Annotated in this window: 25 protein-coding genes and 2 pseudogenes; 18 read left to right on the plus strand and 9 right to left on the minus strand. The window is 70.6% G+C overall.

From position 1 onward, the window contains the following. Nucleotides 1–82 precede the first annotated feature (82 nt). Both aceB and ABZY45_RS29505 read right to left on the minus strand, forming a co-directional pair. On the minus strand, nt 83–1,702 hold the full coding sequence (gene aceB, locus ABZY45_RS29500; protein ID WP_356744767.1) for a malate synthase A: 1,620 nt from the start codon (nt 1,700–1,702) through the stop codon (nt 83–85). A gap of 253 nt (nt 1,703–1,955) precedes the next feature. Further along, the gene (locus ABZY45_RS29505; RefSeq protein ID WP_356744769.1) at nt 1,956–2,561 is read right to left on the minus strand and encodes a nucleotidyltransferase family protein; all 606 of its coding nucleotides are present in this window, start codon (nt 2,559–2,561) and stop codon (nt 1,956–1,958) included. Nucleotides 2,562–2,762: 201 nt separating this feature from the next. Between ABZY45_RS29505 and ABZY45_RS29510 the strand changes: the two genes are divergently transcribed. Continuing rightward, nucleotides 2,763–3,065, plus strand: a complete 303-nt coding sequence (locus tag ABZY45_RS29510; protein ID WP_356744901.1) for a DUF5955 family protein — start codon at nt 2,763–2,765, stop codon at nt 3,063–3,065. A 120-nt stretch (nt 3,066–3,185) separates the two neighbouring features. On the opposite strand, the gene ABZY45_RS29515 is transcribed toward ABZY45_RS29510, so the two are convergent. After that, nucleotides 3,186–3,989: an IclR family transcriptional regulator gene (locus ABZY45_RS29515; RefSeq protein ID WP_356744771.1), complete on the minus strand. Its 804-nt coding sequence runs from the start codon at nt 3,987–3,989 to the stop codon at nt 3,186–3,188. A gap of 335 nt (nt 3,990–4,324) precedes the next feature. Here ABZY45_RS29515 and allB point away from each other — a divergent pair, with 335 nt between their 5' ends. From allB to ABZY45_RS29530, 3 genes are all read left to right on the plus strand, one after another. Continuing rightward, on the plus strand, nt 4,325–5,668 hold the full coding sequence (allB, locus tag ABZY45_RS29520; protein ID WP_356744773.1) for an allantoinase AllB: 1,344 nt from the start codon (nt 4,325–4,327) through the stop codon (nt 5,666–5,668). 2 nt (nt 5,669–5,670) lie between these two features. Further along, nucleotides 5,671–6,786, plus strand: coding sequence for an allantoicase (gene alc, locus ABZY45_RS29525; protein WP_356744775.1), 1,116 nt, complete (start codon nt 5,671–5,673; stop codon nt 6,784–6,786). 101 nt (nt 6,787–6,887) lie between these two features. Beyond that, complete coding sequence (locus ABZY45_RS29530; protein ID WP_356744777.1) at nt 6,888–7,217, plus strand: putative quinol monooxygenase; 330 nt, start codon at nt 6,888–6,890, stop codon at nt 7,215–7,217. A 118-nt stretch (nt 7,218–7,335) separates the two neighbouring features. Here the strand turns inward: ABZY45_RS29530 and ABZY45_RS29535 are convergent, their stop codons facing one another. Both ABZY45_RS29535 and ABZY45_RS29540 read right to left on the minus strand, forming a co-directional pair. Continuing rightward, nucleotides 7,336–8,172: an aldo/keto reductase gene (locus tag ABZY45_RS29535; RefSeq protein ID WP_356744779.1), complete on the minus strand. Its 837-nt coding sequence runs from the start codon at nt 8,170–8,172 to the stop codon at nt 7,336–7,338. A 327-nt stretch (nt 8,173–8,499) separates the two neighbouring features. After that, the gene (locus ABZY45_RS29540) at nt 8,500–9,144 is read right to left on the minus strand and encodes a TetR/AcrR family transcriptional regulator (protein ID WP_356744781.1); all 645 of its coding nucleotides are present in this window, start codon (nt 9,142–9,144) and stop codon (nt 8,500–8,502) included. Nucleotides 9,145–9,366: 222 nt separating this feature from the next. Here ABZY45_RS29540 and ABZY45_RS29545 point away from each other — a divergent pair, with 222 nt between their 5' ends. The 5 genes and pseudogenes from ABZY45_RS29545 (at nt 9,367) to ABZY45_RS29565 (ending at nt 13,401) form a co-directional block, all read left to right on the plus strand. Beyond that, the gene (locus ABZY45_RS29545; RefSeq protein WP_356744783.1) at nt 9,367–10,287 is read left to right on the plus strand and encodes a DMT family transporter; all 921 of its coding nucleotides are present in this window, start codon (nt 9,367–9,369) and stop codon (nt 10,285–10,287) included. A 121-nt stretch (nt 10,288–10,408) separates the two neighbouring features. Continuing rightward, a pseudogene (locus tag ABZY45_RS29550) lies at nt 10,409–10,549 on the plus strand (DNA-binding response regulator); the annotation flags it as partial. 36 nt (nt 10,550–10,585) lie between these two features. After that, nucleotides 10,586–11,758, plus strand: a complete 1,173-nt coding sequence (locus ABZY45_RS29555; protein WP_356744785.1) for a cytochrome P450 — start codon at nt 10,586–10,588, stop codon at nt 11,756–11,758. 15 nt (nt 11,759–11,773) lie between these two features. Next, a complete protein-coding gene (locus tag ABZY45_RS29560) occupies nt 11,774–12,193 on the plus strand; it encodes a PaaI family thioesterase (protein WP_356744787.1) in 420 nt (139 codons plus the stop codon). Nucleotides 12,194–12,204: 11 nt separating this feature from the next. Beyond that, nucleotides 12,205–13,401, plus strand: a complete 1,197-nt coding sequence (locus tag ABZY45_RS29565) for a cytochrome P450 (protein ID WP_356744789.1) — start codon at nt 12,205–12,207, stop codon at nt 13,399–13,401. A gap of 6 nt (nt 13,402–13,407) precedes the next feature. On the opposite strand, the gene ABZY45_RS29570 is transcribed toward ABZY45_RS29565, so the two are convergent. Beyond that, a complete protein-coding gene (locus ABZY45_RS29570) occupies nt 13,408–14,412 on the minus strand; it encodes a Gfo/Idh/MocA family oxidoreductase (protein WP_356744791.1) in 1,005 nt (334 codons plus the stop codon). A 93-nt stretch (nt 14,413–14,505) separates the two neighbouring features. Between ABZY45_RS29570 and ABZY45_RS29575 the strand changes: the two genes are divergently transcribed. The 8 genes and pseudogenes from ABZY45_RS29575 to ABZY45_RS29610 form a co-directional block, all read left to right on the plus strand. Further along, a complete protein-coding gene (locus ABZY45_RS29575; RefSeq protein WP_356744793.1) occupies nt 14,506–15,267 on the plus strand; it encodes a GntR family transcriptional regulator in 762 nt (253 codons plus the stop codon). A gap of 272 nt (nt 15,268–15,539) precedes the next feature. Beyond that, nucleotides 15,540–16,520, plus strand: coding sequence for a substrate-binding domain-containing protein (locus ABZY45_RS29580; RefSeq protein WP_356744903.1), 981 nt, complete (start codon nt 15,540–15,542; stop codon nt 16,518–16,520). Next, on the plus strand, nt 16,517–17,566 hold the full coding sequence (locus tag ABZY45_RS29585) for an ABC transporter permease (protein WP_356744795.1): 1,050 nt from the start codon (nt 16,517–16,519) through the stop codon (nt 17,564–17,566). The genes ABZY45_RS29580 and ABZY45_RS29585 overlap by 4 nt, the downstream gene beginning before the upstream one ends. Next, entirely contained in the window at nt 17,563–18,423 is an 861-nt protein-coding gene (locus ABZY45_RS29590) for an ATP-binding cassette domain-containing protein (RefSeq protein ID WP_356744797.1), read from the plus strand. The genes ABZY45_RS29585 and ABZY45_RS29590 overlap by 4 nt, the downstream gene beginning before the upstream one ends. Nucleotides 18,424–18,555: 132 nt before the next feature. Beyond that, nucleotides 18,556–19,722, plus strand: coding sequence for an ROK family glucokinase (locus ABZY45_RS29595; RefSeq protein ID WP_356744799.1), 1,167 nt, complete (start codon nt 18,556–18,558; stop codon nt 19,720–19,722). A 66-nt stretch (nt 19,723–19,788) separates the two neighbouring features. Next, a complete protein-coding gene (locus tag ABZY45_RS29600) occupies nt 19,789–20,433 on the plus strand; it encodes a hypothetical protein (protein WP_356744801.1) in 645 nt (214 codons plus the stop codon). A gap of 862 nt (nt 20,434–21,295) precedes the next feature. After that, the gene (locus ABZY45_RS29605; protein ID WP_356744803.1) at nt 21,296–21,634 is read left to right on the plus strand and encodes a hypothetical protein; all 339 of its coding nucleotides are present in this window, start codon (nt 21,296–21,298) and stop codon (nt 21,632–21,634) included. Nucleotides 21,635–21,980: 346 nt separating this feature from the next. Continuing rightward, nucleotides 21,981–22,346, plus strand: a pseudogene (locus tag ABZY45_RS29610) (transposase); the annotation flags it as partial. A gap of 51 nt (nt 22,347–22,397) precedes the next feature. On the opposite strand, the gene ABZY45_RS29615 reads toward ABZY45_RS29610, so the two are convergent. After that, nucleotides 22,398–23,033 (minus strand): ScbR family autoregulator-binding transcription factor, encoded by a 636-nt coding sequence (locus tag ABZY45_RS29615; protein ID WP_356744805.1) that lies wholly within the window; start codon nt 23,031–23,033, stop codon nt 22,398–22,400. 567 nt (nt 23,034–23,600) lie between these two features. Here ABZY45_RS29615 and ABZY45_RS29620 point away from each other — a divergent pair. Next, a complete protein-coding gene (locus tag ABZY45_RS29620; RefSeq protein WP_356744807.1) occupies nt 23,601–24,281 on the plus strand; it encodes an HAD family phosphatase in 681 nt (226 codons plus the stop codon). 31 nt (nt 24,282–24,312) lie between these two features. On the opposite strand, the gene dhaL is transcribed toward ABZY45_RS29620, so the two are convergent. After that, nucleotides 24,313–24,981, minus strand: a complete 669-nt coding sequence (dhaL, locus tag ABZY45_RS29625; RefSeq protein WP_356744809.1) for a dihydroxyacetone kinase subunit DhaL — start codon at nt 24,979–24,981, stop codon at nt 24,313–24,315. A 54-nt stretch (nt 24,982–25,035) separates the two neighbouring features. Next, nucleotides 25,036–26,034: a dihydroxyacetone kinase subunit DhaK gene (locus ABZY45_RS29630; RefSeq protein ID WP_356744811.1), complete on the minus strand. Its 999-nt coding sequence runs from the start codon at nt 26,032–26,034 to the stop codon at nt 25,036–25,038. Nucleotides 26,035–26,113 lie beyond the last annotated feature (79 nt).

A 26,113-nucleotide genomic window follows, 5' to 3' on the forward strand; every position in this document is an offset into this window, starting at 1 on the left:
GGGACTCGTGGCTGTGCGAAGGTCCCGGCCGCGCCGCCCGCGCCCGGTGAAGGGCGCGGGGAAGGTCACGAACGCGAGAGGGTCAGCGCAGCTGCTCGTACGCCGGCAGCGTCAGGAAGTCCGCGTAGTCCTGGTCCAAGGAGACCTGGAGCAGCAGGTCGTGGGCCTGCTGCCACTTGCCGGACTCGAACGCCTCGTCGCCGGTCTCCGCGCGGATCGCCGCCAGTTCCTCGGCCGCGACCTTGCGGGCGAGGTCCGCGGTGGCGTGCTCGCCGTTCTCGAAGACCACGTCCGCGTTGATCCACTGCCAGATCTGCGAGCGCGAGATCTCGGCGGTGGCGGCGTCCTCCATCAGGTTGAAGATGGCCACGGCGCCCATGCCGCGCAGCCACGCCTCGATGTAGCGGATGCCGACCGCGACGGCGTTGCGCAGGCCGTCGTACGAGGGCTTGGCGTCCAGTGTGTCGATGGCGATCAGGTCGCCCGGGGCCACGGAGACGTCCTCGCGCAGGCGGTCCTTCTGGTTCGGCTTGTCGCCGAGGACCGCGTCGAAGGAGGCCATCGCGATCGGGACCAGGTCCGGGTGGGCCACCCAGGAGCCGTCGAAGCCGTCGCCGGCCTCGCGGTCCTTGTCGGCCTTGACCTTCTCGAAGGCGACCTTGTTGACCTCGGCGTCGCGCCGCGAGGGGATGAAGGCCGCCATGCCGCCGATCGCGTGGGCGCCGCGCTTGTGGCAGGTGCGGACCAGGAGTTCGGTGTACGCCCGCATGAACGGGGCGGTCATGGTGACCAGGTTGCGGTCGGGCAGGACGAACTTCGAGCCGCCGTCACGGAAGTTCTTGACGATGGAGAAGAGGTAGTCCCAGCGCCCCGCGTTCAGCCCGGAGGCGTGGTCGCGGAGTTCGTAGAGGATCTCTTCCATCTCGTACGCGGCGGTGATCGTCTCGATCAGGACGGTGGCGCGGACCGTTCCCTGCGGGATGCCTACGTAGTCCTGGGCGAAGACGAAGATCTCGTTCCAGAGGCGGGCCTCCAGGTGCGACTCCGTCTTCGGCAGGTAGAAGTACGGGCCCTTGCCGAGGTCGATCAGGCGCTGCGCGTTGTGGAAGAAGTAGAGGCCGAAGTCGACCAGCGCGCCGGGCACCGGGGTGCCGTCGAGCTGGAGGTGGCGCTCGTCCAGGTGCCAGCCGCGCGGGCGCGTGACGACGGTCGCGAGCTCCTCGGCGGGCTTGAGGGCGTACGACTTGCCCGACTTCGGGTCGGTGAAGTCGATGTTCCGGGTGTAGGCGTCGATCAGGTTGAGCTGGCCGGTGATCACGTTCTCCCACGTGGGGGCGGACGCGTCCTCGAAGTCGGCGAGCCAGACCTTCGCGCCCGAGTTCAGGGCGTTGATGGTCATCTTGCGGTCGGTCGGGCCGGTGATCTCCACCCGGCGGTCGTCCAGCGCGGCCGGGGCCGGGGCGACCTTCCAGGTGTCGTCCACGCGGACCGCCTCCGTCTCCGGCAGGAAGTCCAGCGTGGAGGTACGGGCGATCTCGGCGCGGCGCTCACCGCGGCGGGCGAGCAGCTCGTCACGCCGGGGCGTGAACCGCCGGTGCAGCTCGGCCACGAACGCGAGGGCCGCATCGGTCAGGACCTCGTCCTGCCTCGGCAGGGGCTCGGCATCGACGATGGCCAGCGGGGACGGCGCTGGTGCGGACATGAGCTGTCACTCCTTCAGCGGGTGGTGCGGCGGTATCCACGGCCGCCGGGTCGCCCGCGACGGCACGGGGTGCCAGGGCTCCGAGATACGGCCATGGATGCTGCCGAGGACCGGAAGCGGAACCATGAGCTTCTGATCAGTGGATATTAGTTTCCTCATGGTGGAAGTTCAATGGTTTGTTGATATCGAGATTCTCCGGGTCGACAGACGTCCCGCCGTGGTGGCGCGGCGTGCCAGGTCCGGCACCGTCCGTTCACTCCAGGTGCGCCAGATCCTCCGTCGTGTCGATGTCGTACGCCTGGGCCACGTCGGAACACTCGACGAGGGTGATCGCGTCGCGATGTGTCCTCAGATATGCCCGGGCCCCCTGGTCGCCCACCGCGCCCGCGGCGATGTCCTCCCATCGGTCGGCTCCGAACAGCACGGGGTGACCACGCTCCCCTCCGTAGGAGGCCGCCGCCAGGGCCGTGCGCGAGTGGTCCGCCGAAGCGACCCGCGCCACCGCCTCCGCCCCGATGCCCGGCTGGTCGACCAGGAGGACGAGCGCCGCGTCCGCATCCGTCCCTGCGAGAGCCTCCAGCCCGGCCCGGAGGGAGGAACCCATCCCGTCCTCCCAGAGCGGGTTCACGGTCACCAGGCACCCGGCGAGGTCCGCCCGCGCCCGCACCTCGTCGGCCGAGGCGCCGAGGACGACGTGGACGGGGCCGCACTCGCCGTCGCGCAGGGTCCGCACCGCGTGTTCGACCAGGGGGCGGCCGCGATGCTCCAGCAGGGCCTTCGGCCGCCCGCCGAGGCGACGGCCGCCGCCGGCGGCCAGCAGCACCCCTGCGATCACGGGGGCCGGTCGTGTGTGAGTCATAGGCCCTGGATACCACTGAGCCGTGCGTAACGGCGGACGTGATGTCACCCCTCGGGGGTACTCTCGTCCTGTGTCCGCACAGTGGCGCACGCCACCTTTCATGGCGTCGACTGACGGACGGCTGGGGGCATTTGACCACCGCCCGAGGTCGTTTCACACACCGGGCGAAGGCGTGCGAGGGGGAGTGCTTTGTTGCGAAGCGTGGGGCAGGAGCGGTTGACCGGCAGCGGTGAGGACCCGAGGGTGGCGGAGCTGCGTACGGCGGTCTCCCGGCTCCGCCGCGAACTGGCAGGTCACCCGGCCGAGTTCCCGGACCGGGGCATCGCCGAGGAGGAGCTGGCGGCGCTGGACGCCATGGCGGCCGGGGGCAGACCCGAGATTCCACGGCTCCGCCGCTCGCTGCTGCTGGTCGCGGGGGCGATCGGCTCGGTCAGCGCGCTGGCTCCGGGCCTCCGCGAGGTCCGGATCGCGATCGAGCTCTTCGGGGAGCCCCCACGCGGCTGAGGTCCGCCGCGCGGAGGGGGAGGGGCGCGCGAGGGCGGTAGCGCGTCGGCGGGCCGTGCCCGAGCGCGTTGGTGACGCGCTCGGCCGGGAGCGGACGCGCGCGGAAGCGTACCGCTGGTGTCAGCCCGTCGAACCGCCGCTGCTCGCGAGCGCCTCGGAGAGTTCCTTCGCGATCTGCTGCAGGATCGGCACGATCCGCTCCGTCGCCGTCTCCGTCACCCGGCCCGCGGGCCCGGAGATGGAGATGGCGGCCGAGGTGGGGGAGTCCGGCACCGATACCGCGAGGCAGCGGACCCCGATCTCCTGCTCGTTGTCGTCCACCGCGTAACCCGCCCTGCGCACCTGCTCCAGCGCGTCCAGGAAGCCGTCCGGGGTGGTGATCGTCTTCTCGGTGGCCGCCGGCATGCCCGTGCGGGCCAGCAGGGCCCGCACCTCGTCGGCGGGGGTGTGGGCGAGGAGGGCCTTGCCGACTCCGGTGGAGTGGGGGAGCACCCGCCGGCCCACCTCGGTGAACATCCGCATCGAGTGCTTCGACGGCACCTGGGCGACGTACACGATCTCGTCCCCGTCGAGCAGGGCCATGTTCGCCGTCTCGCCGGTCTCCTCGACCAGCCGCTGGAGATAGGGCCGTGCCCACGTGCCCAGGAGACGGGACGCGGACTCGCCGAGGCGGATCAGGCGCGGGCCCAGCGCGTAACGCCGGTTGGGCTGCTGGCGCACATAGCCGCACACGACCAGCGTGCGCATCAGCCGGTGGATGGTCGGCAGCGGGAGGCCGCTGCTCGCGGAGAGTTCGCTGAGACCGACCTCGCCCCCGGCATCGGCCATGCGCTCCAGCAGATCGAAGGCACGCTCCAGGGACTGGACGCCGCCGCTGGGACCGGCGGGCTTGGAGTCGGAAGTGCTGGCGTGGGACGGCGGCACGTCAACGGTCCTTTCGAAGCGGAGGCAAGGCAGCAGCCTACCGGGCTCTTCCCGATCGGCCCACTGCTCCCGGTGCGGCGTCCTTGCCGGTCAGCACCTGTTTTGTCCTGGTGTCGACGGTCCGGCCCCTCTTCGGTCCTCGCTCCGGCGATGCCGCTCCTGGCCCATTCTACGTTCCGTCCTGCGAAAAGGAACTTTTACTTCGTGGAAACGTCCAACCGTTGTCATTCATGATCCTCCGGGCGTTCCATGGGGAGGGTGAGGTCTTGACGGAGCCGCTTCCCCGAGTGAAGACTCCTTCAACAGTTCGTTGAAATCAGCCCTGAGGAGCAGAGGTGCCCGGTGTGGACGTGAAGCTGGTACTGCGCTCGACGCGCGTCGTCACCCCCGAGGGGACCCGCCCTGCCGCGGTCCTCGTCGCAGGCGGAGCGATCGAGGCGGTCCTGCCCTACGACGCCGAGGTGCCCGCCGGTGCCCGGCTGGAGGATGTCGGCGACCTCGCGGTCCTGCCGGGCCTCGTCGACACCCATGTCCATGTGAACGACCCCGGCCGCACCGAGTGGGAGGGCTTCTGGACCGCGACCCGGGCGGCCGCGGCCGGCGGGGTCACGACCCTGCTCGACATGCCGCTGAACTCGTTGCCGCCGACCACCACGGTCGAGCACCTGCGGATCAAGCAGGAGGTCGCCCGGGCCAAGGCGCACATCGACGTGGGCTTCTGGGGCGGCGCGCTGCCGGACAACGTCAAGGACCTGCGCCCGCTGCACGACGCCGGGGTCTTCGGCTTCAAGTGCTTCCTCTCGCCCTCCGGCGTGGACGAGTTCCCCGAGCTGGACCAGGAGCAACTGGCCCGCTCCCTGGCGGAGATCACAGGCTTCGGCGGCCTGATGATCGTGCACGCCGAGGACCCGCACGAGCTGGCCTCCGCGCCGCAGCGCAGCGGTGGGAAGTACGCCGACTTCCTCGCGTCCCGGCCGCGCGACGCCGAGAACCACGCGATCGAGAACCTGATCGCGCAGGCCAAGCGGCTGAACGCCCGTGTCCACGTGCTGCACCTGTCCTCCAGTGACGCGCTCGGGCTGATCGCCGCGGCCAGGCGTGAGGGCGTACGGATCACCGTGGAGTCCTGCCCCCACTTCCTCACCCTGACCGCCGAGGAAGTCCCGGACGGGGCAACGGAGTTCAAGTGCTGCCCGCCGATCCGGGAGGCCGCCAACCAGGACGCGCTGTGGGCCGGTCTCGCCGACGGGACGATCGACTGCATCGTCTCCGACCACTCGCCCTCCACCGCCGACCTCAAGACCCCCGACTTCGCCTCCGCGTGGGGCGGCATCTCCTCGCTCCAGCTCGGCCTGCCGGCCATCTGGACCGAGGCGCGCCGGCGCGGGCACACCCTCGACGACGTCGTCCGCTGGATGTCCGCCGGTCCCGCGCGGCTCGCGGGCCTGGAGCGGAAGGGTGCCATCGAGGCGGGACGGGACGCCGACTTCGCGGTGCTCGACCCGGAGGCCGTCTTCACCGTCGACCCCGCCGAGCTGGAGCACCGTAACCGCGTCACCGCCTACGCCGGGAAGACCCTGCACGGGGTCGTCAGGTCCACCTGGCTGCGCGGTACGCGCATCGCGTCCGCCGGCGTACTCGCCGAACCCACCGGCCGTCTCCTGGAGAGGAACCACTGACCATGACGGCGACACCGCACTTCACCGGCGACGCGAGCCCGTACGGGGGCGGCGATCCGTACGCCGACTACCGCACCGCCGACTTCCCCTTCACCCACCTCGTGGATCTGGCCGACCGACGGCTCGGCGCCGGGGTGGTCGCCGCCAACGACGAGTTCTTCGCCGAGCGCGAGAACCTGCTGAAGCCGGAGCCCGCGGAGTTCGACCCCGAGCGCTTCGGGCACAAGGGCAAGATCATGGACGGCTGGGAGACCCGCCGCAGGCGCGGTACGAGCGCCGCCGAGCCGCACCCCGCCGACGAGGACCACGACTGGGCCCTCGTACGCCTCGGGGCTCCCGGTGTGGTGCGCGGACTGGTCGTCGACACCGCCCACTTCCGTGGCAACTACCCGCAGTCGGTCTCGGTGGAGGGGACCTCGCTGCCTGGTTCCCCGTCCCCGGAGGACCTCCTCGCGCCCGAGGTGAAGTGGACAACCCTCGTGCCCCGTACGGCCGTCGGTGGACACGCGGCCAACGGCTTCGCGGTGGACGCCGAACAGCGCTTCACCCATCTGCGGGTCAACCAGCACCCCGACGGCGGCATAGCCCGCCTGCGCGTCCACGGCGAGGTGGTCCCCGACCCCGCATGGCTGGCAGCCCTCGGCACCTTCGATCTCGTGGCCCTGGAGAACGGTGGCGAGGTCGAGGACGCCTCCGACCGCTTCTACTCCCCGGCCACGAACACCATCGCACCGGGCCGCTCCCGCAAGATGGACGACGGCTGGGAGACGCGGCGACGCCGCGACAAGGGCAACGACTGGATCCGCTACCGGCTGGTCGAGCAGTCGGAGATCCGTGCCGTGGAGATCGACACCGCCTACCTCAAGGGCAACGCGGCGGGCTGGGCGCAGATCTCGGTGACTGACGGAGAGGGCGGCGAACGGACCGAACTTCTGCCCCGCACCCGGCTCCAGCCCGACACGAACCACCGCTTCGTCCTGCCGGAGCCCGTCCGGGGCACCCACGTGCGGATCGACATCTTCCCCGACGGGGGGATCTCCCGGCTGCGGCTCTTCGGTTCCCTGACCGAGCAGGGCGCGGCACGGCTGACCGCCCGTCACGTGGAGCTCGGCGGGTAGGGGTACGCACGCCCGCCCGGGGGCGGGTGTGCCGCTTCCTGTCCGGCCTGTGGGCATATGGGACCCTGGTCCGGACGTTTTCGTCCCGACCAGGAGGCTCCATGATCTTCATCGCCGTCAAGTTCACCGTGCGTGCCGCCGAACGCGACAACTGGCTCCCGGCCGTCGAGGACTTCACCCTCGCCACCCGTCAGGAGCCGGGCAACCTCTTCTTCGACTGGTCCTACAGCGTCGAGAACCCGGACCAGTTCGTCCTGCTCGAAGCCTTCGCCTCGCGGGAGGCCGGCGAGGCGCACGTGAACTCCGAGCACTTCAAGGCGGCGATCGAGACGATGTCCGAACTCGTCAGTGAGGTGCCGGAGATCATCAACGTCGAGACGCCCGGGGACGACTGGTCCCGGATGTCGGAGGTCACGCCGCGCAACCGGTGAGCCCTGCCGCGCCGCGCGACCGGTGAAAAGCCGCCACGCCGCGCGACCGATGGGACCCGCCATGCCGCGCGACCGGTGACGGCCTGCGCGGCGCGCGGTGGGGGCCCGAGGGCCGCCGTCAGAACTCCTCGTGCGTCTCGGGGTCGCCGCCGAAGCGGTGCGGCGGCCGTGCGCCGATCCGGTCCAGCTCCTGCTGCGTCAGCTGGAAGCCGAACAGGTCGAGATTCTCGCGCTGCCGCCCGGGGTCGGCCGACTTCGGGATTGGCACGGCCCCCAGCTGGGTGTGCCAGCGCAGGACGACCTGGCCGGGTGACACGCCGCGGGCCTCGGCCGCGGCGACCACCTCGGGGGTCTCCAGCACCTGGCGCCCCCGGGCCAGCGGGCTCCAGCTCTCCGTGACGATGCCCTTCGCCGCGTGCACCGCCCGCAGTTCCTCCTGCGGGAGCAGCGGATGCATCTCGATCTGGTTCACCACGGGCACTGCACCCGTCTCCCGCTCCAGCCTCTCCAGGTGCTCCGCCGTGAAGTTGGAGACGCCGATGGAGCGGACGAGGCCGTCCTCACGCAGTTTGATCATCGCCTTCCAGGTGTCGACGTACTTGCCGACCCCGGGCAGCGGCCAGTGGATGAGGTAGAGGTCCACGTAGTCCAGACCGAGGTTGCTCCGGGACTCCTCGAAGGACGCCAGCGTCTCCTCGTACCCGTGGTGGCGGCCCGGCACCTTCGTCGTGACGAAGATGTCCTCCCGGGGAACTCCGGAGCGGGCGATGCCGCGGCCCGTGCCGGTCTCGTTCCGGTAGTTCAGCGCGGTGTCCACGAGTCGGTAGCCGAGCTCCAGCGCCCCGGCGACGGCCTTCTCCGCGGCCTCGTCGTCGAGCGGCCAGGTGCCGAGGCCCACCGCGGGGATCGTGCTGCCGTCGTGCAGGTTGCGGACCGGGGTCGGTGTCTCGCTCATGGTCTCCCATTTCGTTCGCGTACCGTCCCCGCCAGCGTAGGGCGGGCCGCCGGGCGAGGCGCGCGACGCGGCCCGCCCGACGTCTCGCGGCCCGGCCCCTCCACCGGGCGCGGCGACGATTTCCGTCCGAGAGTGGGGTCTGTACGGGTGGAGGCATCCCGTCCGCGGGGCCACGGGAGCGCGAAGGCGGTACGGCGGCGCGGATGCGCTGCGGCAGTGCGACACGAAGGAGCGGGACCGTGGCGAAGCTGACTCTCACCACGTTCGTGTCCCTCGACGGCGTGATGCAGGCCCCCGGGGGGCCGAGGAGGACAGAGGCGCCGGGGGTCAGGGGGCCGGAGGCAGGGTCGAACGGTCCGTGGCCGCGGCCCGCAGCCGCCCGAGGATGGCCCGCGCCGCCTTGGTGTAGCCGGGGTTGTTGTTGTGCAGCACCGACTCCGCGTTGGCCAGCTCCATGAACGCGATGAGCTCGAAGGCCAGCTGGGAGACGTCGGTGTCCGCGGCCAGTTCGCCCCGCACCCTGGCCTCCTCGATCGTCTCCTCGACGAAGGTGACCCAACCGGTCTGCGTGGAGGCCAGCGCGTCGTGCACCTTGCCCTCCCGGGAGTCGAACTCGGCGATGGTCGCGTAGAAGAAGCAGCCGCCGCTGAACACCCGGCGCTGGGAGTAGGAGAGCCAGCTCTCACACATCCGCCAGACGCGGCCGAGGCCCGGCGCCGCCGCCCGTGTGGGTGTCAGTACGTGCTCCACGAAGACGTTCACGGCAGCGCGCACGGTGGCGAGCTGCAGTTCCTCCTTGGAGCCGAACAGGGCGAACACTCCGCTCTTGCTCAGCTTCAGTTCCGTCGCCAGCCGGCCGAGCGACAGTCCTTCGAGCCCTTCGGCCGAGGCGACCTGGACCGCGCGCCCCAGTACCAGTTGCCTGGTCTGGTTCCCCCGCTCGATCCGTCCGTCCAGCCGCGCTCCACCCATGTGCCAACTCCGTGTTTCCGAGCGTCCCAAGGCCGACATTCTAGGAGGAGCCGACACCCCCGTAGGACCGCTTTCGGCCCGTTACGCCCCCTGGGGGCGGATGGCCGGGCCGCCCTGCGGACAGAGGTTCCCGAGGGGGGTGTCCGTTCGGTACGGTGATCGCTCCCGTGCGAGCCGGCGAGGTCTCCACATCGTTCCCGTCGTGGAGAACCAGGAGCGCCGATGTCCGCTGCCGCCGTGCCCGCTCTCGCCGGCCCCCGCCGCGCGTGGGTCACCGATCTGCCGTTGCTGCTCGTCGCCGCCGTCTGGGGCGCCAGCTATCTCGCGGCCAAGGGCATCACCACCCCGCACACCGTGATCGCCGTGCTCGTGCTCCGCTTCGCGCTCGTGCTGCCCGCCCTGGCCGTCGCCGGGTGGCGCGGGCTCCGTGCGCTGAGCCGGGCGCAGTGGCGGGGCGCGGGGCTCCTGGGTCTCGTACTCAGCGGGATCTTCCTGCTGGAGACGTACGGCGTCGTGCACACCTCGGCGACCAACGCCGGTCTCATCATCAGCCTCACGATGATCTTCACCCCGCTGGCCGAGGCCGCCGTGACCCGGGTCCGGCCGTCCGGGGCGTTTCTCGCCGCGGCCGGGCTCTCCGTCGCCGGGGTGGTGCTGCTGACCCAGGGCGGCGGATTCACCAGCCCTTCCGGGGGCGACCTCCTGATGCTGCTCGCGGCCCTGGCCCGCACGGTCCACGTCCTGGCGATGGCCCGCATCAAGGCGGTCCAGGGCGCGGACTCGCTGTCGCTGACCACTGTGCAGCTCGGCAGCGCCGTCGCCGTCTTCGCCGTACTCGCCACCGTCCCCGGCACCGGCCCGGCCCCCTGGACGGTGGCCGCGGACTTCGGCGCGGGGGAATGGGCCGGGCTGATCTTCCTGTCCGCGTTCTGCACGCTGTTCGCCTTCTTCGTGCAGATGTGGTCCGTACGCCGCACCTCGCCCTCCCGGGTCAGCCTGCTCCTCGGCACGGAACCGCTCTGGGCCGCGGCCGTCGGCATCGCGATCGGGGGCGAGCGCCTCGGCCTCCTGGGAGTGGCCGGCGCGGTCCTCGTCCTCGCGGGCACGGCGTGGGGGCGCCGCAGCGCCGACGTCACACCTTGATCGAGTCCGCCGTGACCATCAGTGCGGCGCCCGTCACGACCAGCACGATGTTGACGAACAGCCCGTGTTCGTCGAGGAAGTCGAGCTTCGCCACCACGGCCCGCAGCCGGAACCAGCCCGTGTGGCCACCGTGAAGACGCACGTCTCCCGGATCCTCGCCAGGTTCGGGCTCGACAACCGTGTGGGGATCGCCCTGCTGGTGCATGACGCCGGTCTCCTCCATGAGGACGAGGACGGCGCACGGGGAGGCGGCCTAGGCTGAACGGGCAGGGAGCGGACCGGACGAGGGGGCGGGACGATGTCGGTGGTCGATCTGCGCGGGGCGCGGGACTTCAGCGCGAATCCGTATCCGTACTACGCGAAGCTGCGCGCCGAGGGACCGGCCCACCCGGTCCGCACCGACGACTTCGAGCGCGTCTGGATGATCGTCGGATACGAGGAGGCCCGCGCGGCCCTCGCCGACCAGCGGTTCAGCAAGAACTGGCGCACGACGGAACGCTGGTCGGCGACCGGCAACCCGATCAACGCCAACATGCTGGAGATGGACGCTCCGCACCACACCCGGCTGCGCGGCCTCGTCTCACGCGAGTTCACCGCCCGGCGGATCGAGGCGCTCCGCCCGCGCGTCGAGGAGATCACCGCGGGCCTGCTCGACGCGATGGTGCCGAAGGGGAGCGCCGACCTCGTCGACGACTTCGCCTTCCCGCTGCCGATGACGGTGATCTGCGAACTCCTCGGCGTACCCGACATCGACCGGGACGCCTTCCGGCTGCTGTCCAACGCCATCGTCGCCCCCGTCTCCGCGGAGGCGGAGGGGGAGGCCGTCCGGTCGATGGGCGCCTACCTCGAGGAGCTGGTCGAGGACAAGCGCTGCGCCCCCGGTGACGACCTGATGAGCGCGCTGATCCGGGCGCGTCAGGACGACGGGGACCGGCTCTCGCGCGACGAGCTCATCGGCATGGCCTTCCTGCTCCTGGTGGCCGGCCACGAGACCACCGTGAACCTCGTCGCCAACGGCGTACGCGCCCTGCTGGACCACCCCGGGCAACTGGCCCTGCTGCGCGCCCGGCCGGAGCTGTTGGACGGCGCGGTCGAGGAGATGCTCCGCTACGACGGCCCCGTCGAGACGGCGACCTTCCGCTTCACGCGGGAACCGGTCGCGGTCGGGCAGGCCGTCATCCCGCGGGGCGAGGCCGTACTGATCGCCCTGGGGGCCGGAGACCGCGACCCCGCCCGCTATCCGGACCCGGACACCTTCGACATCCGGCGCGAGGCCAGGGGTCATCTGGCATTCGGCCACGGCATCCACTTCTGCCTCGGCGCGCCCCTGGCGCGCATGGAGGGCAGGATCGCGATCCGCGCGCTGCTCGACCGGTGCCCCGGCCTCGAACGGGATCCGGACGGCGGCGAGCCCGACTGGCTGCCCGGACTGCTGCTCCGGGGCGTCCGGCGTCTGCCGGTGCGCTGGTGACATGGAACGGGAACGATGACTGAGCTCTCCTTCGAAGCGGCGCAACAGGTACTCGACAGCCAGCCGTTCAGCGGTCTCGTCGGTGCGCGGATCACGGAGTTCGGGGACGGCGGGGCAGTCCTGGAAGTGGACGTGCGCGAGGAACTGACCCAGCAGAACGGCTTCCTCCACGGCGGGGTGCTGTCCTACGCCGCCGACAACGCGCTCACCTTCGCCGCCGGGACGACGCTCGGTCCCGCCGTCCTGACCGGCGGCTTCTCCATCCAGTACGTCCGCCCCGCGAGCGGTCGCACCCTGCTCGCCCGCGCCTCGGTGGTCCACACCGGCCGGAGGCAGGCAGTCGTGCGCTGTGACCTGTACACCGTGGACGACGAGGGCGCCGAGATGCTGTGCGCGGTGGCGCAGGGGACCGTCCTGTCCGTCCGTCCGGCCTGAAGGGACATGTGGTGACCACTGAGGACCTGATCGACCTGGGAGCGCTCGGCGACGACTTCATCCGCGACCCGTATCCGGTCTACGCGCGCCTGCGCGCCATGGGGCCGGTGCACCGCGTCCGCATCCCGGAGGGGGCGTGGGCCTGGCTCGTGGTCGGTCACGAGGCGGGGCGAGCCCTCCTCGCCGACCAGCGGCTCTCCAAGGACTGGCGCCGGGCATCGCCCTCCCTGGGGGTCGGCAAGGTGTCCGCCGGTACGTCCATGCTGAGCTCGGACGCCCCGGCCCACACCCGGTTGCGCAGACTCGTGGCCCGGGAGTTCACCCCGCGTCGGATGGAACGGCTCACCCCGCGCGTCCAGGAGATGACGGACGAGCTCCTCGACTCCATGACCGCGGGGCCGGCCCGGAGCGCCGACCTGGTCGGCGCGCTGTCGTTCCCCCTGCCGATGGCCGTCATCTGCGAGCTGCTGGGTGTGCCGTCCCTGGACCGGCAGGCGTTCCGGGAATGGTCCGACACCGCTGTGTCGTCCCTCGACGCCGACGCGCGGGGGCGTGCCAGCGCCGCCATGAACGACTACCTGACCGGCCTGATCGCGGAGAAGCGCGCGGGTCACGGAGACGACCTGCTGAGCGCCCTGATCCACACCTCGGACGAGGACGGCGACCAGCTCTCCGCCGACGAGCTCCTGGGCATGGCCTGGCTGCTGCTCGTCGCCGGCCACGAGACCACGGTCAACCTCATCTCCAACGGCGTGCTGAGCCTGCTCACCCACCCGGACCAACTGGCGGCACTTCAGGCCGATTTCGGGCTCATGGACAACGCGGTCGAGGAGATTCTCCGTTACGAGGGGCCCGTGGAGACGCCGACGTACCGCTTCACCACGGAGCCGCTCGATGTCTTCGGTACGGTGATCCCTGGCGGCGGCGAACTCGTCCTGATCGCGATGGCCGACTGCGACCGCGACCCCGCGCGCTTCGCGGACCCCGGGCGGTTCGACATCACCCGGGACGCCCGCGGGCATGTGGCCTTCGGGCACGGCATCCACTACTGCCTCGGCGCCCCGCTCGCCCGCATCGAGGCCCGCGTGGCCATCCGCTCGCTCGTGGAGCGCTGTCCGGGCCTGCGGCTCGACGCGGATCCGGCCCGGCTGGCCTGGCGTACCGGCATGCTGATCAGGGGGCCGGTGAGCCTGCCGGTGGCCTGGTAGCGCGGCTCAGTCCTCCGCGATCTCCGTCATGCGCACGGGACGGCGCTCCGCCCGCGACAGCTCACACGCCTCGGCGATGCGCAGCGCGTGCAGCGCCTCCCTGCCGTCGCACGGGTTCGCCCGCTCCCCGCGTACGACGCCGAGGAAGGCGTCCAGTTCCGCCTCGTACGCCGGGGCGAAGCGCTCCAGGAAGCCGGGCCACGGCTTGGCCGGAGCGGGCGGGCCCTGCGGCTCGGCGGAGGTGAGAGGCGCGCGGTCGTCGAGGCCCACGGTGATCTGGTCCCGCTCGCCCGCCAGTTCCATGCGCACGTCGTAACCCGCCCCGTTGCAGCGGGTCGCGGTGGCCGTGGCCAGTGTGCCGTCGTCCAGGGTCAGCAGCGCCGCGGCCGTGTCCACGTCGCCGGCGGCGCGGAAGATCGCGGGACCCGCGTCCGAACCGGTGGCGTACACCTCCACCACCTCACGGCCCGTCACCCAGCGCAGCATGTCGAAGTCGTGCACCAGACAGTCCCTGAACAGGCCACCGGACAGGGGCAGATACGCGGCGGGCGGGGGCGCGGGATCCGACGTCGTCGCCCGTACGGTGTGCAGCCGGCCCAGTGCCCCGCCGCGCACCGCGGCCCGCGCCGCCGTGTATCCCGCGTCGAAGCGGCGCATGAAGCCGAGCTGGAGGACGCTGCCCGCCCGTTCCACCTCGCGCAGCGCGCCCAGGGTCCCCGTCAGGTCCAGTGCGACCGGCTTCTCGCAGAGGGCGGGCAGACCGGCCCGGGCCGCCCTGCCGATGAGTTCCGCGTGGGCCGAGGTCGCCGAAGCGATCACCACCGCGTCCACCCCCGCGCCGATGACCTCGTCCATGGAGGCGACCGCGACGGCTCCGGTGCGCGCCGCGACCCCCGAGGCCCGGGCGGCGTCGGGATCCGTCACCAGCAGGGAATCGACCTCGGGATGGCGTGCCAGGGCGCTCGCGTGGAAGGAACCGATGCGGCCCGTGCCGATGAGTCCGATGCGCATGGACCCAACGTGCCGCCCTCCAGGCGCACTGTCAACTATATGTCCTGACAAAGTGCGGGGTGCGGCGCGGCCTCAGGGGGTACGCTCCGTGCCGTGCCCAAACCCGCCGCCGACTCCGCCGCCCTGGGGCTGGGCGTGGACCGCACCAGCCCCGTTCCGCTCTACCACCAGCTGGCCCAGCAGCTGGAGGCGGCCGTCGAGCAGGGACGGCTCGCCCCCGGCAGCCTCCTCGGCAACGAACTGGAGCTCGCCGCGCGGCTCGGACTGTCACGGCCCACCGTCCGTCAGGCCATCCAGTCGCTCGTGGACAAGGGGCTGATGGTGCGCCGCCGTGGCATCGGCACCCAGGTCGTGCACAGCCGCATCAGGAGGCCGCTCGAACTGAGCAGCCTCTACGACGACCTGGAGACCGCGGGAAGGCACCCGTCGACCCGGGTCCTGCGCAACACGCTCGAACCGGCCACGCCCGAGGTCGCCGCCGCACTCGGCGTGGAGGAGGGCGGCGACGTGCACGTCGTCGAGCGGGTGCGTCACGCCCACGACGAGCCCATGGCCCTGCTGCGCAACCATCTGCCGCTCCGGCTGCTCGACCTCGCCACCGAGCGGCTGGAGTCGACCGGGCTGTACCGGATGATGCGCGCCTCGGGGATCACCCTGCACAGCGCCCGCCAGTCCGTGGGCGCCCGTGCGGCCACCGCCGAGGAGGCCGAACTGCTCGCCGAGCCCGAAGGGGCCCCGCTGCTGACGATGGAGCGGATCACCTTCGACGACGGCGGCCGGGCGGTCGAGTTCGGCTCGCACGTCTACCGGGCCTCCCGGTACACCTTCGAGTTCCAGCTGCTCGTCCGGTCCTGAGCCCTTCACAGGACAGCGCGCAGGGCCGGAGAGCCTCCGCCCGGCGGGCTCCGGTCCGTATGTTCGGACAAAGATATTGACGCGCTCATGCTAGGTCGCTAGAACGGCGGGAGGGCGCGGCCCGCGCCCCTGCCGGGCACGGCCGGCCCGGGCTCGGGGATACTTGGCCCGCCGGGCGGCGAGTCCGCTCCCGCCGGCACCACCAGGCAGCACAGCGAGCAGCACTAGAAGGGCACGGCGTCGTGGCAAGGGTTCGGACAGGGGTACGCGCGATGGGCGCCGTGCTGGCAGCGGTACTGGCGGCCTCCCTCGCGGGATGCAGCAGCACCGGCGGCAAGCGGGCGGAGGAACGCGCCCAGGAGGCCGCCGAGGGCCGGTCCGCGGTGAGCACGCCACGCTGGACGTTCGCCATGGTCACCCACTCGGGTGATGGCGACACCTTCTGGGACATCGTCCAGAAGGGCGCCAAGCAGGCGGCCGTCAAGGACAACATCAACTTCCTGTACTCGCACAACGACGAGGGGCAGCAGCAGGCCGAACTCGTCCAGACCGCGATCGACAAGAAGGTCGACGGCCTGATCGTCTCGCTGGCCAAGCCCGACTCGATGAAGGCCGTCGTGGCCAAGGCGGTCAAGGCCGGCATCCCGGTCATCACGGTGAACTCGGGGTCCGCCGAGTCCAAGGCTTTCGGGGCGCTCACCCACATCGGCCAGGACGAGTCCATCGCGGGCGAGGCCGTCGGCGACGAGCTGAACACGAGGAATCGCAAGAAGGTGCTCTGCGTCCTGCACGAGCAGGGCAACGTCGGCCACGAGCAGCGCTGCGCCGGTGCGAAGAAGACCTTCGACGGGACCATGCAGAACCTCTACGTCGACGGCACCAACATGCCCGACGTACAGGCGTCCATCGAGGCCAAGCTCGACTCGGACAAGAGCATCGACGCGGTCGTCACCCTCGGCGCGCCCTTCGCCGCCGCGGCGGTCAAGGCCAAGCAGACGGCCGGCAGCAAGGCCGAGATCGACACCTTCGACCTCAACGCGAGCGTCGCCACCGGACTGCAGAACGACACGCTCGGCTTCGCCGTCGACCAGCAGCCCTACCTCCAGGGGTACGAGGCCGTCGACCTGCTCTGGCTCTACCGCTACAACCGCAACGTCCTCGGTGGCGGCCTGCCCGTGCTGACCGGCCCGCAGGTCATCACCGCCGACGACGCCGACGCGCTCGCCGAGTACACGAAGCGGGGTACGCGATGACGGCGACCGGGCAACCGGTGGCGCCCCGCACCGACGAACGCCTGCTGCGCACCTCACCGCTGCGCAAGCTGCTCGGCCGGCCCGAGCTCGGCTCCGTCGTCGGGGCCGTGGCCGTCTTCCTCTTCTTCGCGATCTTCGCCGACAGCTTCCTCCAGGCATCCAGCCTGGGCACGGTCCTCTACGCGGCCTCCACCATCGGGATCATGGCGGCTCCGGTGGCGCTGCTGATGATCGGCGGAGAGTTCGACCTCTCCGCCGGCGTGATGGTGACCAGCTCCGCGCTGATCTCGTCGATGTTCAGCTACCAGATGACCGCCAACGTCTGGGTCGGTGTCTTCGTCTCGCTGCTGGTGACGCTGGGCTTCGGCGCGTTCAACGGCTTCATGCTGACCCGCACCAAGCTGCCCAGCTTCATCATCACGCTCGGCACCTTCCTGATGCTGACCGGCCTGAACCTCGGCCTCACGAAGCTGATCAGCGGCACGGTCTCCACCAAGGCCATCGGCGACATGGAGGGCTTCGAGTCGGCGCGCAAGGTCTTCGCCTCCTACCTCACCATCGGTGAGGTCGAGCTGAAGGTCACCATCCTGTGGTGGGCGGCACTCGTCGCGATCGCCACCTGGATCCTGATCCGCACCCGCTTCGGCAACTGGATCTTCGCCGTCGGCGGCGAGGCCGACGCGGCGCGCGCGGTCGGCGTCCCGGTGATCCGTACGCGCATCGGGCTCTACCTCGGTGTGGCCTTCGCCGCCTGGGTCTCCGGGCAGCACCTGCTCTTCTCGTACGACGTGGTGCAGTCGGGCGAGGGCGTCGGCAACGAGCTGATCTACATCATCGCGGCCGTCATCGGCGGCTGCCTGATCACCGGTGGCTACGGCTCGGCGATCGGCGCCGCGGTCGGCGCGATCATCTTCGGCATGACCAGCAAGGGCATCGTGTACGCGGAGTGGAACCCCGACTGGTTCAAGTTCTTCCTCGGGGCGATGCTGCTCCTGGCCACCCTGCTCAACGCATGGGTACGCAAGCGCGCGGAGGCGACGAAATGACGGCCACCCAGGCTCCGGCCCCCCGCGACCCGGCCGGTGCGGCGCTCGTCGAGCTCGACGGCGTGAGCAAGTACTACGGGAACATCAAGGCCCTGGAAGACGTCTCGCTGGAGGTCCACGCGGGGGAGATCTCCTGCGTCCTCGGCGACAACGGCGCCGGCAAGTCCACGCTCATCAAGATCATCGCCGGGCTGCACCGGCACGACGCCGGGACGTTCCTGATCGAAGGCGAGGAGACCACCCTCGCCAACCCGCGCGACGCCCTGGACCGTGGCATCGCCACCGTCTACCAGGACCTGGCCGTGGTCCCGCTCATGCCGGTCTGGCGCAACTTCTTCCTCGGCTCGGAGCCGACGAAGGGCTCGGGGCCGTTCAAACGGCTCGACGTGCGGCAGATGCGGGAGACCACCCGTGCCGAGCTGCTCAGGATGGGCATCGACCTGCGTGACGTCGACCAGCCCATCGGCACCCTGTCCGGCGGCGAACGCCAGTGCGTGGCCATCGCGCGCGCCGTGTACTTCGGGGCCAAGGTCCTCGTCCTGGACGAGCCGACCGCGGCGCTCGGCGTCAAGCAGTCCGGGGTGGTGCTCAAGTACGTCGCCGCCGCCAGGGACGCCGGGCTCGGCGTGGTCCTCATCACGCACAACCCGCATCACGCCTATCTCGTGGGCGACCGGTTCGTGCTCCTCAAGCGCGGCGCGATGTCCGGGAGCCACACCAAGGACGACGTCACACTGGACGAACTGACCCGTCAGATGGCCGGTGGGAGCGAGCTGGAGGAGCTCAGCCACGAGCTCGAACGGGCCCCGGCGCCCGATCACCTCGGTGGCCGTCCGGCCGGGGACGACACCCCGTAAGCCGTGCCCCTGACCCCGCGCCCCCGGCCGGTGGACCGGTTCCGGGGGCGCGGGAATGGCAGAATCGTGCACGGCGGGCGCCGTCCGCCGCCGGACGGATCACCGACCGGCCCTCCGACCTGCGCAGGGACGATGAGCACGTACCGCGACTTCACACACCGCGGCTCCGCCCGCGCCACCGTCCTGCGGACCGTCGGCACGAGGGAGCGCCGCTCGCACCTCACGGCGCCGCGGGTACCCACCGTCGGTATCGACATCGGCGGCACGAAGGTCATGGCCGGGGTCGTCGACGCCGACGGCAACATCCTGGAGACCCTGCGCACGGAGACGCCCGACAAGTCCAAGAGCCCCAAGGTCGTCGAGGACACCATCGTCGAGCTGGTCCTGGACCTCTCCGACCGGCACGACGTGCACGCCGTCGGCATCGGAGCGGCGGGCTGGGTCGACGCCGACCGCTCCAAGGTGCTGTTCGCCCCGCACCTCGCCTGGCGCGACGAACCCCTGCGCGACGCGATCGCCTCCCGGCTCGTGGTGCCCGTGATGGTCGACAACGACGCCAACACGGCCGCCTGGGCCGAATGGCGCTTCGGCGCCGGACGTGGCGAGGACCACCTGGTCATGATCACGCTGGGCACGGGCATCGGCGGCGCGATCCTGGAGGACGGGCACGTCAAGCGCGGCAAGTACGGCGTGGCGGGGGAGTTCGGGCACATGCAGGTAGTGCCCGGCGGGCACCGCTGCCCGTGCGGCAACCGCGGCTGCTGGGAGCAGTACAGCTCGGGCAACGCGCTGGTGCGCGAGGCCCGGGAGCTGGCCGCCGCGGACTCCCCGGTGGCCCACGGCATCATCGAGCGCGTCAAGGGCAACATCCCCGACATCACCGGTCCGCTGATCACGGAGCTGGCCCGCGAGGGCGACGCGATGTGCGTCGAGCTCCTCCAGGACATCGGCCAGTGGCTCGGGGTCGGCATCGCCAACCTCGCCGCCGCCCTGGACCCCTCCTGCTTCGTCATCGGCGGCGGTGTCAGCGCGGCCGACGACCTGCTGATCGGTCCGGCCAGGGACGCGTTCAAGCGCCACCTCACGGGCCGCGGCTACCGCCCCGAGGCCCGCATCGCGAAGGCGCAGCTCGGACCGGAGGCAGGCATGGTCGGCGCCGCCGACCTGGCACGTCTGGTCGCCCGGAGGTTCCGGCGCACCAACCGGCGCCGGGTCGAGCGTTACGAGCGGTACGCCCAGTTCTACGACCAGGCGGCGAGCACCATCCGTAACACGCGCAGTACCCGCACCGACGACTGACCCGCGGCCGCGCACGCGGCACCCGGCCACCCGCACTCCGCACCGCAGCATCGAGGGACCACCGACATGACCGCAGCCGAGCACCACATCGTGCCGCGACAGCCCCCGTCCGGCTCTCCGGAGCCGTCCGGCCCTTCCGGTCCGGGCTCCACCGGTGCGTCCGGTGACGGAGACGGGACGCCTCCGCAGGACCGGCGCAAGGTGATCCGCAGGCGTCTGATCACGCTGACCATCATCGTGCTGCTCATCGGGATCCCGGCCGGCTACCTCGTCATCTCCGCCGGGCAGAGCAGGCGCTCCGGCAAGGACAAGGAGGCCGAAGCGGCCGCCCAGGGGCTGCGGGAGGACTGGCCCTCCGGGATGCAGCGCCGGATCTTCGAACTGCCCATCCCGGGCAACGCGACCGGGGTCCAGTACTACGAGACGAACAACTGGAAAGCCAGCCGGATGTACGTGAAGTTCCGTACGACCTCCGCCGGGCTGGACCGCTTCCTGAGCGGTATGGGCACCGGGCGCGCCGCACTGGAGACCGGCAAGGTCACCATCAGTGACCGGGACATCAAGATCACCGGATGGTACTTCGGACCCGGCGTCGACTGGGCGGGCACGGTGCACAAGAACAAGGATCCGCGCCCGACCCAGAACATCACCGTCAACATGACCGATCCGGCGGCTCCGGTCGTCTACGCGGTCTCCGCGGCGACCCCCTGACGGGGAGCGGACGGGCCGCTCATCACCCTGGAGCAAGTGAGTGAAGTGAGCGAGACCGCCCCCCAGTCCGCCATGCACCCGCGGACGGCCCACTAGAGCCCCTGCAGGGCGAGGTGATCCGACAGCTGCCCCGACCCCCCATCCCGTAGCCGGGCAGCCGTGGTCCCCGGGGACCACCTGGCATGTCGTAGAAACCGTCTCAGGGCGTCCGGCTGGTCCAGGACAGTCCTATAAGCCCAGGTCAGGCGCCTTCCAGTCTGCGGGGTCCGCTTGGTCTGTGACGCCGATGTGATTTGGGCGTGACATGCGCGAACCCCCATCGGCGTGCTCCGGCGGGGGTTCGTGCGCGCGGGTTGTGAGGGTGCGCAGGGTCAGGTGCCGGCACTATGCCAACGGCCGGCCGACTGCCCGAGGAAGATCCCGAGGACGGACAGGCTTGCTTGACTGCTACTAGAGAGAACGTGCGCCCCTCACCGCGGGCGGAGTGCGCCCCTCCGAACGGGGCATGGTGGTCGGCCCTGCCCACGAGCACCATATGGCGCAGAGGGCTCTCTTTCCGGCTCTCCCCCTGTGCTGTCACCGCGCACATCCGAGAGGAACGCTCATGCCGAGATCACCCGTACCCGTCTCGTACCTAGGGCTTCGCCGCTGGCCGCACCGCTTAGTGGTAACGGCCCTGCTCGCGTGTGTCGTTCTCCTGGCGCCCTCGGGCACCACTCCGGCTCACGCGGCGCTGAACCTCGCCACGTGCACGGGTAACAATGCGACGACGTACACACCAGGGCTCACCACGGTGCCGCAGAGTGTGACCGTCGATGGGACAATCACACTGGACTGCGCGAATGTTGCCTCCGGTGTTCCCTTGTTGCTGCACGGGGTCATCCAGGGAGGCGGAACAGGAACCCTGAACTGCACCGTGCTGCAGAACCCGTCCTCGGGCACCTCCACCATCAACTGGACCAGCCCCCTGGACCCGCTCTACTCCGCAGCCAGCACCTACACCTACACCACGTCCATCAGCCCCGGCGTGCAGGGAACCACCGTCCTGACCCTTACCGGCACCGTGACCGGCGGCCTCTACACCGGCAGCACCGTGGTCATCGCCACCGTGTACGCGAACGCGGCGCTCCTGGCCTGCAATTCGCCTGGAGGCCTTACCAGCCGCTCAGGTCCCGTCTCGGCGACCGTCGTCGGCCTCTGACCCAGGGCCAGCCGCACGGTTGCCTCTCCACGGAAAGCGCCGGAGCGCGGCCCACCCCGAACCCGCCACCGAAATCAACCGGTTCGCCATGAGCACCACGGCCCACCCGCCGCTCTCACGGCCTGAGACCTGTCATACATCGGCACCGACCTCGTCGAAGCCGTCACCTTCGTCGGCGTACCGCCCTTCTGGCGCGACGTGGCGAAGGACCTCGCGGTCAGCGAGGTCGGACCCGACCTCCGAGCCGGGCACCCGGGCCAAGCGGTGGCGGGACGGCCGCAACGCGCCCGGCAAGAACAGGACGGCACCGCCGGCCCGTAGGCCGGCGGCGCCGTTGACGGCCCTGGGCGACAACAGCGAACGCATGCGGGGCGAGGCGTCATTCGCGGCGCTGTGCGGGGCACGCCCGGTTGAATACTCCTCGGGCAGCCGACAGCACCGCCGGCTCAACCGCGGCGGTCACCGGCAGGCGAATGCGGCTCTCCACCGCATTGTGCTGTCCAGGTTGCGCTGGGACCCGCGTACCCAGGCGTACTGCGAGTGACGTGTGGCTGAGGGCAAGACCCGGCGCGAGATCATCCGCTGTTTGAAGCGGTACGTCGCCCGCGAGATCTACCGGTTGATCACCACATGCCGTCGCGAGACCTCGAACCGGCCCAGCTGTGGGCCCCCGATATCCATACGGGGCGCGATCACCGAGAGCTGGTTTTGAGGGCGTGTGCCCCGTCCACCACCAGTTGATGGTTCTGGCACACGAACCTTCCTACGGCTGTACGGGGATCCGTGCCCGGGCACGGGCGAGCAGACCGGCCGGGTCTGGTTTCGCCTGTATGGACTTGAGCGTCAGCAGCCACCACAGGTCGAGCTGCTCACCCCGGGTCCGCCCGCCCGGCAGGTCGTCGGTCAGCGTGCAGAGCCCGAAGAACGCGCACACGAGCGTCACAGCCGCGGCCGACGGCTTCACGCCGGCCGCGAGCTCACCCCGGGTGCGGGCCTGGGCGAGAAGCCGGGTGACAGCCTGGGTCCAGGCACCGAATGGTGTCGGCACGGCCGCCTCGATGCCCCGGCGCTCCGCCCACAACCGGGCTCCGGCGCGCGCCACGACGTCCTCGCTGAGAGAGCGCGCGACACTGAGGCTGAGGACGACCAGCTTCTCCAGCGGGGGGATTCCGGGCGCGGCGTAAGGGGAAGCGAGCTGCGGCCAGGTGGCGAACTGCTCCCGGGCCACCGCCAGCGCCAGCTTCTCCTTGCTCGAGTAATGGAAGTAGATCGCGCCGCTGGTTTTTCCGGAGTGATCGCTTATGTCATTGATGCTCGTGCCCGCATATCCCCGTTCAAAAAATAGATGTGCGGCTGATTCCAGCAATGCTTTGCGGGTTTCTCGGGCCCTGTCCTGCATGTACGTTCCACCTTCGCTCGAATGTTCTATCGCTGTGGCGAGAGACTGCCACCCCTTTTCAAGGGGGCGCAGTCGCATCGCGCGAAGATCTTATTATTCTTCGGTCGTGGGTGAGCGCATGTTCACGCAATCTGCCGCCCGGTCAGGGGAAACGTTTCGCGCGAGTCTCCGGCTACGCTCCGCCCGACATGGCGGGCCGCCGGAAGAGCCTCTCACCAGGCCCGTTGACAGCACCTCGGTGCGGCGCCATCTATCTCTGCCCTGTTCCTGCGCCCCGGCAGCTGGCGGCCGGGGATATTTCCATGCACTCGAATTGGTGATTGCGGAACGCAGAGAGAGCGAAATAACGTAACGGCTACGATGTTTTCGGCTCACACCGAAAGCGACGATTCACGTCCGCCATGACGCGCTCACCAAAGTGCCCGCGGTCGCCGCGGCGCGTGCCGGTCTGTGCGGCTCTCTCACTGCCGCACGTTCCTCATCCGCACCCCGGTATCTGTCTGCCACCCGTGCACCGTGCACCCGTGAACCGAAACGGTCGGCGCAGTCTTCGAGAAGGGCAGTTGCATGACAGCTCGTAATATTCTTGCCTGGTCCCCGTCAGCCATCGTCTTCGATTGCGACGGGACCCTGATGGACACGGAACGACATTGGCAGGAGGCCAGGAACGTCACCTTCGGTGTCTTCGGCCTCAAGCCCCCTGCCGGTTTCGCCGACCGTGCCAAAGGCGTGCACTACACCGAATGCGGAGCGCTCATGGCCGAGGAGACCGGGAAGCCGGATCTCGCGGAGGACCTGGCGGCCACACTCCTTACCACCTTCACGGCGCTGGTCGACGAGGATCCCGTCACCATGCCGGGAGCTGCCGCGCTGGTCCGGCTGGCCGCTCGGCACCTCCCCCTCGCGGTGGCGAGCAACTGTCCTCGGGAAACAGTGGAAGCCTGCCTCGAACGGGCCGGACTCCTTGCCTCCTTCAGCCACGTCGTCGTCGCCGGCGAGGGAGTACGGCCGAAGCCGGAGCCCGATGTCTACAGCGTGGCCGTCCGTCTGTGCGGCGTACCACCTGAGAAGGCTCTGGCCGTGGAGGACTCGCTCACGGGCATGGAATCCGCCCGCCGGGCGGGACTCCGCGTCATCGGCCTCGGGCCTTGCCCGCCGGGTCCCGAGGCGGAGCAGGCCGATCTGTGGATCGAGAGCCTCGCCGACCGAGAGCTGGTGGGCTGGGCCCGCAGCCGAATCGGGGAGTAGAGCGTCCCGGCGCCACTCGGAGCGGGTACGGTCAGCCGGTGGGGCGCAGATGAGACCCCAGGGCGGGCACGACGCCGGCCGCGGAGGCGAAGAGCAGGGCGACGCCCACCGCTCCGGGATCGGGTACGCCCGTCGCCCGTTCACCGAGATAGCTGGCCCTGCCCATGCGCGCCGTCAGGGACGCGGTGTCCCGTACGCCCCGCCAGGCGCCGTCCGACGCCGTGACCAGGGCGGTCGCAGGGGGCGCGGTCATTGTCGCCCGCAGTGCGGCCGCGGCCGGATCCAGCGCGTCGATCAGCGTCTTGTCGCCGGGAGACGCATCGCCCACACGGCGGATGGCAGCGAGGCCCCGGGCGGTGCCCTCGGCGAGCGCGGCCGTTGTCAGATGCGGACCGGAGTCCGCGGCTGCCCTGCTCAGTGCCTGAAAAAGCAGACCGAACAGGGGGCCGCTGGTCCCCCCGATCTCATCGAGGAAGGCGGTGCCCATGGCGCTGAAGACCTCTGCGGGGCCGGCCGACTCGTCCGTACGGTCGAGCCGTAGCCCGGCGGCCCAGACCCCGGTCGCGAGGTTGGTCCCGAAGTCGCCGTCCCCCGCCCGCTGGTCGAGCACGGTCAGCTCGGCCTCGGTGGCGTACACCGAGTCGGCGAAGCGACGCATCCATTCACGAGTCTGTTTCCCGTCGAAAGCGGCAGTCGTCATGGGTTGTCCTCCTGCTCCTGTCACGGGCCGCCTGAGCGACAGCCTGCGGGCTGCCTACCAGCGCAACGCCGGGGTGTGGACCGGCGCATCGTAGAAGCCCAGCGTGTCGCGGTCGGCGACCATGAGGGTCAGGGAGAAGCCCCGCATGTCGAGCGCGGTCACGTAGTCGCCGACGAGCTGCCGGGCGAGCCGCACATGCCGGGCGTCGAGGACCCGGCCCAGTTCACCGAAGATGCCGTACAACTCGAGCGAGGTGACCGACCCCAGACCGTTGACCAGGGCTACGACCGGATCGTCGGGCCCGGGGCGCAGAGCATCCAACAAGGCGCCGGCCATCTCCTCCACCAGCTGACCCATGCTGCGCTGTGTTCTGGTTCGGTCGGCCCGCTCGCCGTGGATCCCGACGCCGTACTCCAGTTCCCCGGGCAGAAGCCCGAACGCCGGTTCACCGGTGGTCGGTGAGTGATGGGCGGCGGAGGCGGCGGCGAGCGTCCGGCACCGGCCCGCGAGGGACGAGCCGAGTTCCACCAGACCTTCGAGGCCCATCCCGGTGTCCGCGGCGCCGCCCAGCACCTTCTCGACCAGCATCGTGGCACCCGTGCCACGGCGCCCTGCGGCAATCTCCACGGAGTCGGAGGCCAGGTCGTCGTCGATGAGGACCCGTGCGCAGTTGATGCCCGCGTCGGCGAGCCGTTCGGCCGCGATACCGAAATTGATCCGGTCGCCGGTGTAGTTCTTGACGATGTGCAGCACGCCCTCCGGCCCCGCCACGGCGAGAGACGCCCGGAATATCTGCCGGTTGTGCGGAGAGGCGAAGACCCTCCCGGGGCAGGCGCCGTCGAGCATGCCCGTGCCGACGTATCCGACGTGCAGGGGTTCGTGCCCCGAGCCGCCGCCCGACAAGAGCCCCACCCGGCGGGCCGGTGAGGCGTGCCGGGCGGTAAGGAACCCGTCACGGGGGTCGTAAGCCACGAGGTCCGCGTGTGCGCGGGCGAAGCCGGACAGTGCATCGGGGACGAGTTCGCTGGATTCGTTCTCGAAGTACCTGGCCATATGCCGAACCCTTCTGTCCGCGGCCGACCAGACGGACTGGCATCCGGACGAGACCTCCATGGTGAGGGTGACCGAGCGC

The sequence above is a fragment of the Streptomyces sp. NPDC006516 genome, from assembly GCF_040611875.1.
In the GTDB taxonomy this organism is placed as follows: Bacteria; Actinomycetota; Actinomycetes; order Streptomycetales; family Streptomycetaceae; genus Streptomyces.

Coding starts and splice junctions, on each gene's coding strand:
- ABZY45_RS29570 (WP_356744791.1), bottom strand. CDS start 14,412: ATGCGCATCGGACTCATCGGCACGGGCCGCATCGGTTCCTTCCACGCG.
- ABZY45_RS29540 (WP_356744781.1), bottom strand. CDS start 9,144: ATGGGTGGAGCGCGGCTGGACGGACGGATCGAGCGGGGGAACCAGACC.
- ABZY45_RS29620 (WP_356744807.1), top strand. CDS start 23,601: ATGACAGCTCGTAATATTCTTGCCTGGTCCCCGTCAGCCATCGTCTTC.
- ABZY45_RS29560 (WP_356744787.1), top strand. CDS start 11,774: ATGACTGAGCTCTCCTTCGAAGCGGCGCAACAGGTACTCGACAGCCAG.
- ABZY45_RS29580 (WP_356744903.1), top strand. CDS start 15,540: ATGGGCGCCGTGCTGGCAGCGGTACTGGCGGCCTCCCTCGCGGGATGC.
- ABZY45_RS29505 (WP_356744769.1), bottom strand. CDS start 2,561: ATGACTCACACACGACCGGCCCCCGTGATCGCAGGGGTGCTGCTGGCC.
- ABZY45_RS29535 (WP_356744779.1), bottom strand. CDS start 8,172: ATGAGCGAGACACCGACCCCGGTCCGCAACCTGCACGACGGCAGCACG.
- aceB (WP_356744767.1), bottom strand. CDS start 1,702: ATGTCCGCACCAGCGCCGTCCCCGCTGGCCATCGTCGATGCCGAGCCC.
- ABZY45_RS29590 (WP_356744797.1), top strand. CDS start 17,563: ATGACGGCCACCCAGGCTCCGGCCCCCCGCGACCCGGCCGGTGCGGCG.
- ABZY45_RS29585 (WP_356744795.1), top strand. CDS start 16,517: ATGACGGCGACCGGGCAACCGGTGGCGCCCCGCACCGACGAACGCCTG.
- ABZY45_RS29630 (WP_356744811.1), bottom strand. CDS start 26,034: ATGGCCAGGTACTTCGAGAACGAATCCAGCGAACTCGTCCCCGATGCA.
- ABZY45_RS29530 (WP_356744777.1), top strand. CDS start 6,888: ATGATCTTCATCGCCGTCAAGTTCACCGTGCGTGCCGCCGAACGCGAC.
- ABZY45_RS29555 (WP_356744785.1), top strand. CDS start 10,586: ATGTCGGTGGTCGATCTGCGCGGGGCGCGGGACTTCAGCGCGAATCCG.
- ABZY45_RS29600 (WP_356744801.1), top strand. CDS start 19,789: ATGACCGCAGCCGAGCACCACATCGTGCCGCGACAGCCCCCGTCCGGC.
- ABZY45_RS29595 (WP_356744799.1), top strand. CDS start 18,556: ATGAGCACGTACCGCGACTTCACACACCGCGGCTCCGCCCGCGCCACC.
- alc (WP_356744775.1), top strand. CDS start 5,671: ATGACGGCGACACCGCACTTCACCGGCGACGCGAGCCCGTACGGGGGC.
- ABZY45_RS29615 (WP_356744805.1), bottom strand. CDS start 23,033: ATGCAGGACAGGGCCCGAGAAACCCGCAAAGCATTGCTGGAATCAGCC.
- dhaL (WP_356744809.1), bottom strand. CDS start 24,981: ATGACGACTGCCGCTTTCGACGGGAAACAGACTCGTGAATGGATGCGT.
- ABZY45_RS29545 (WP_356744783.1), top strand. CDS start 9,367: ATGTCCGCTGCCGCCGTGCCCGCTCTCGCCGGCCCCCGCCGCGCGTGG.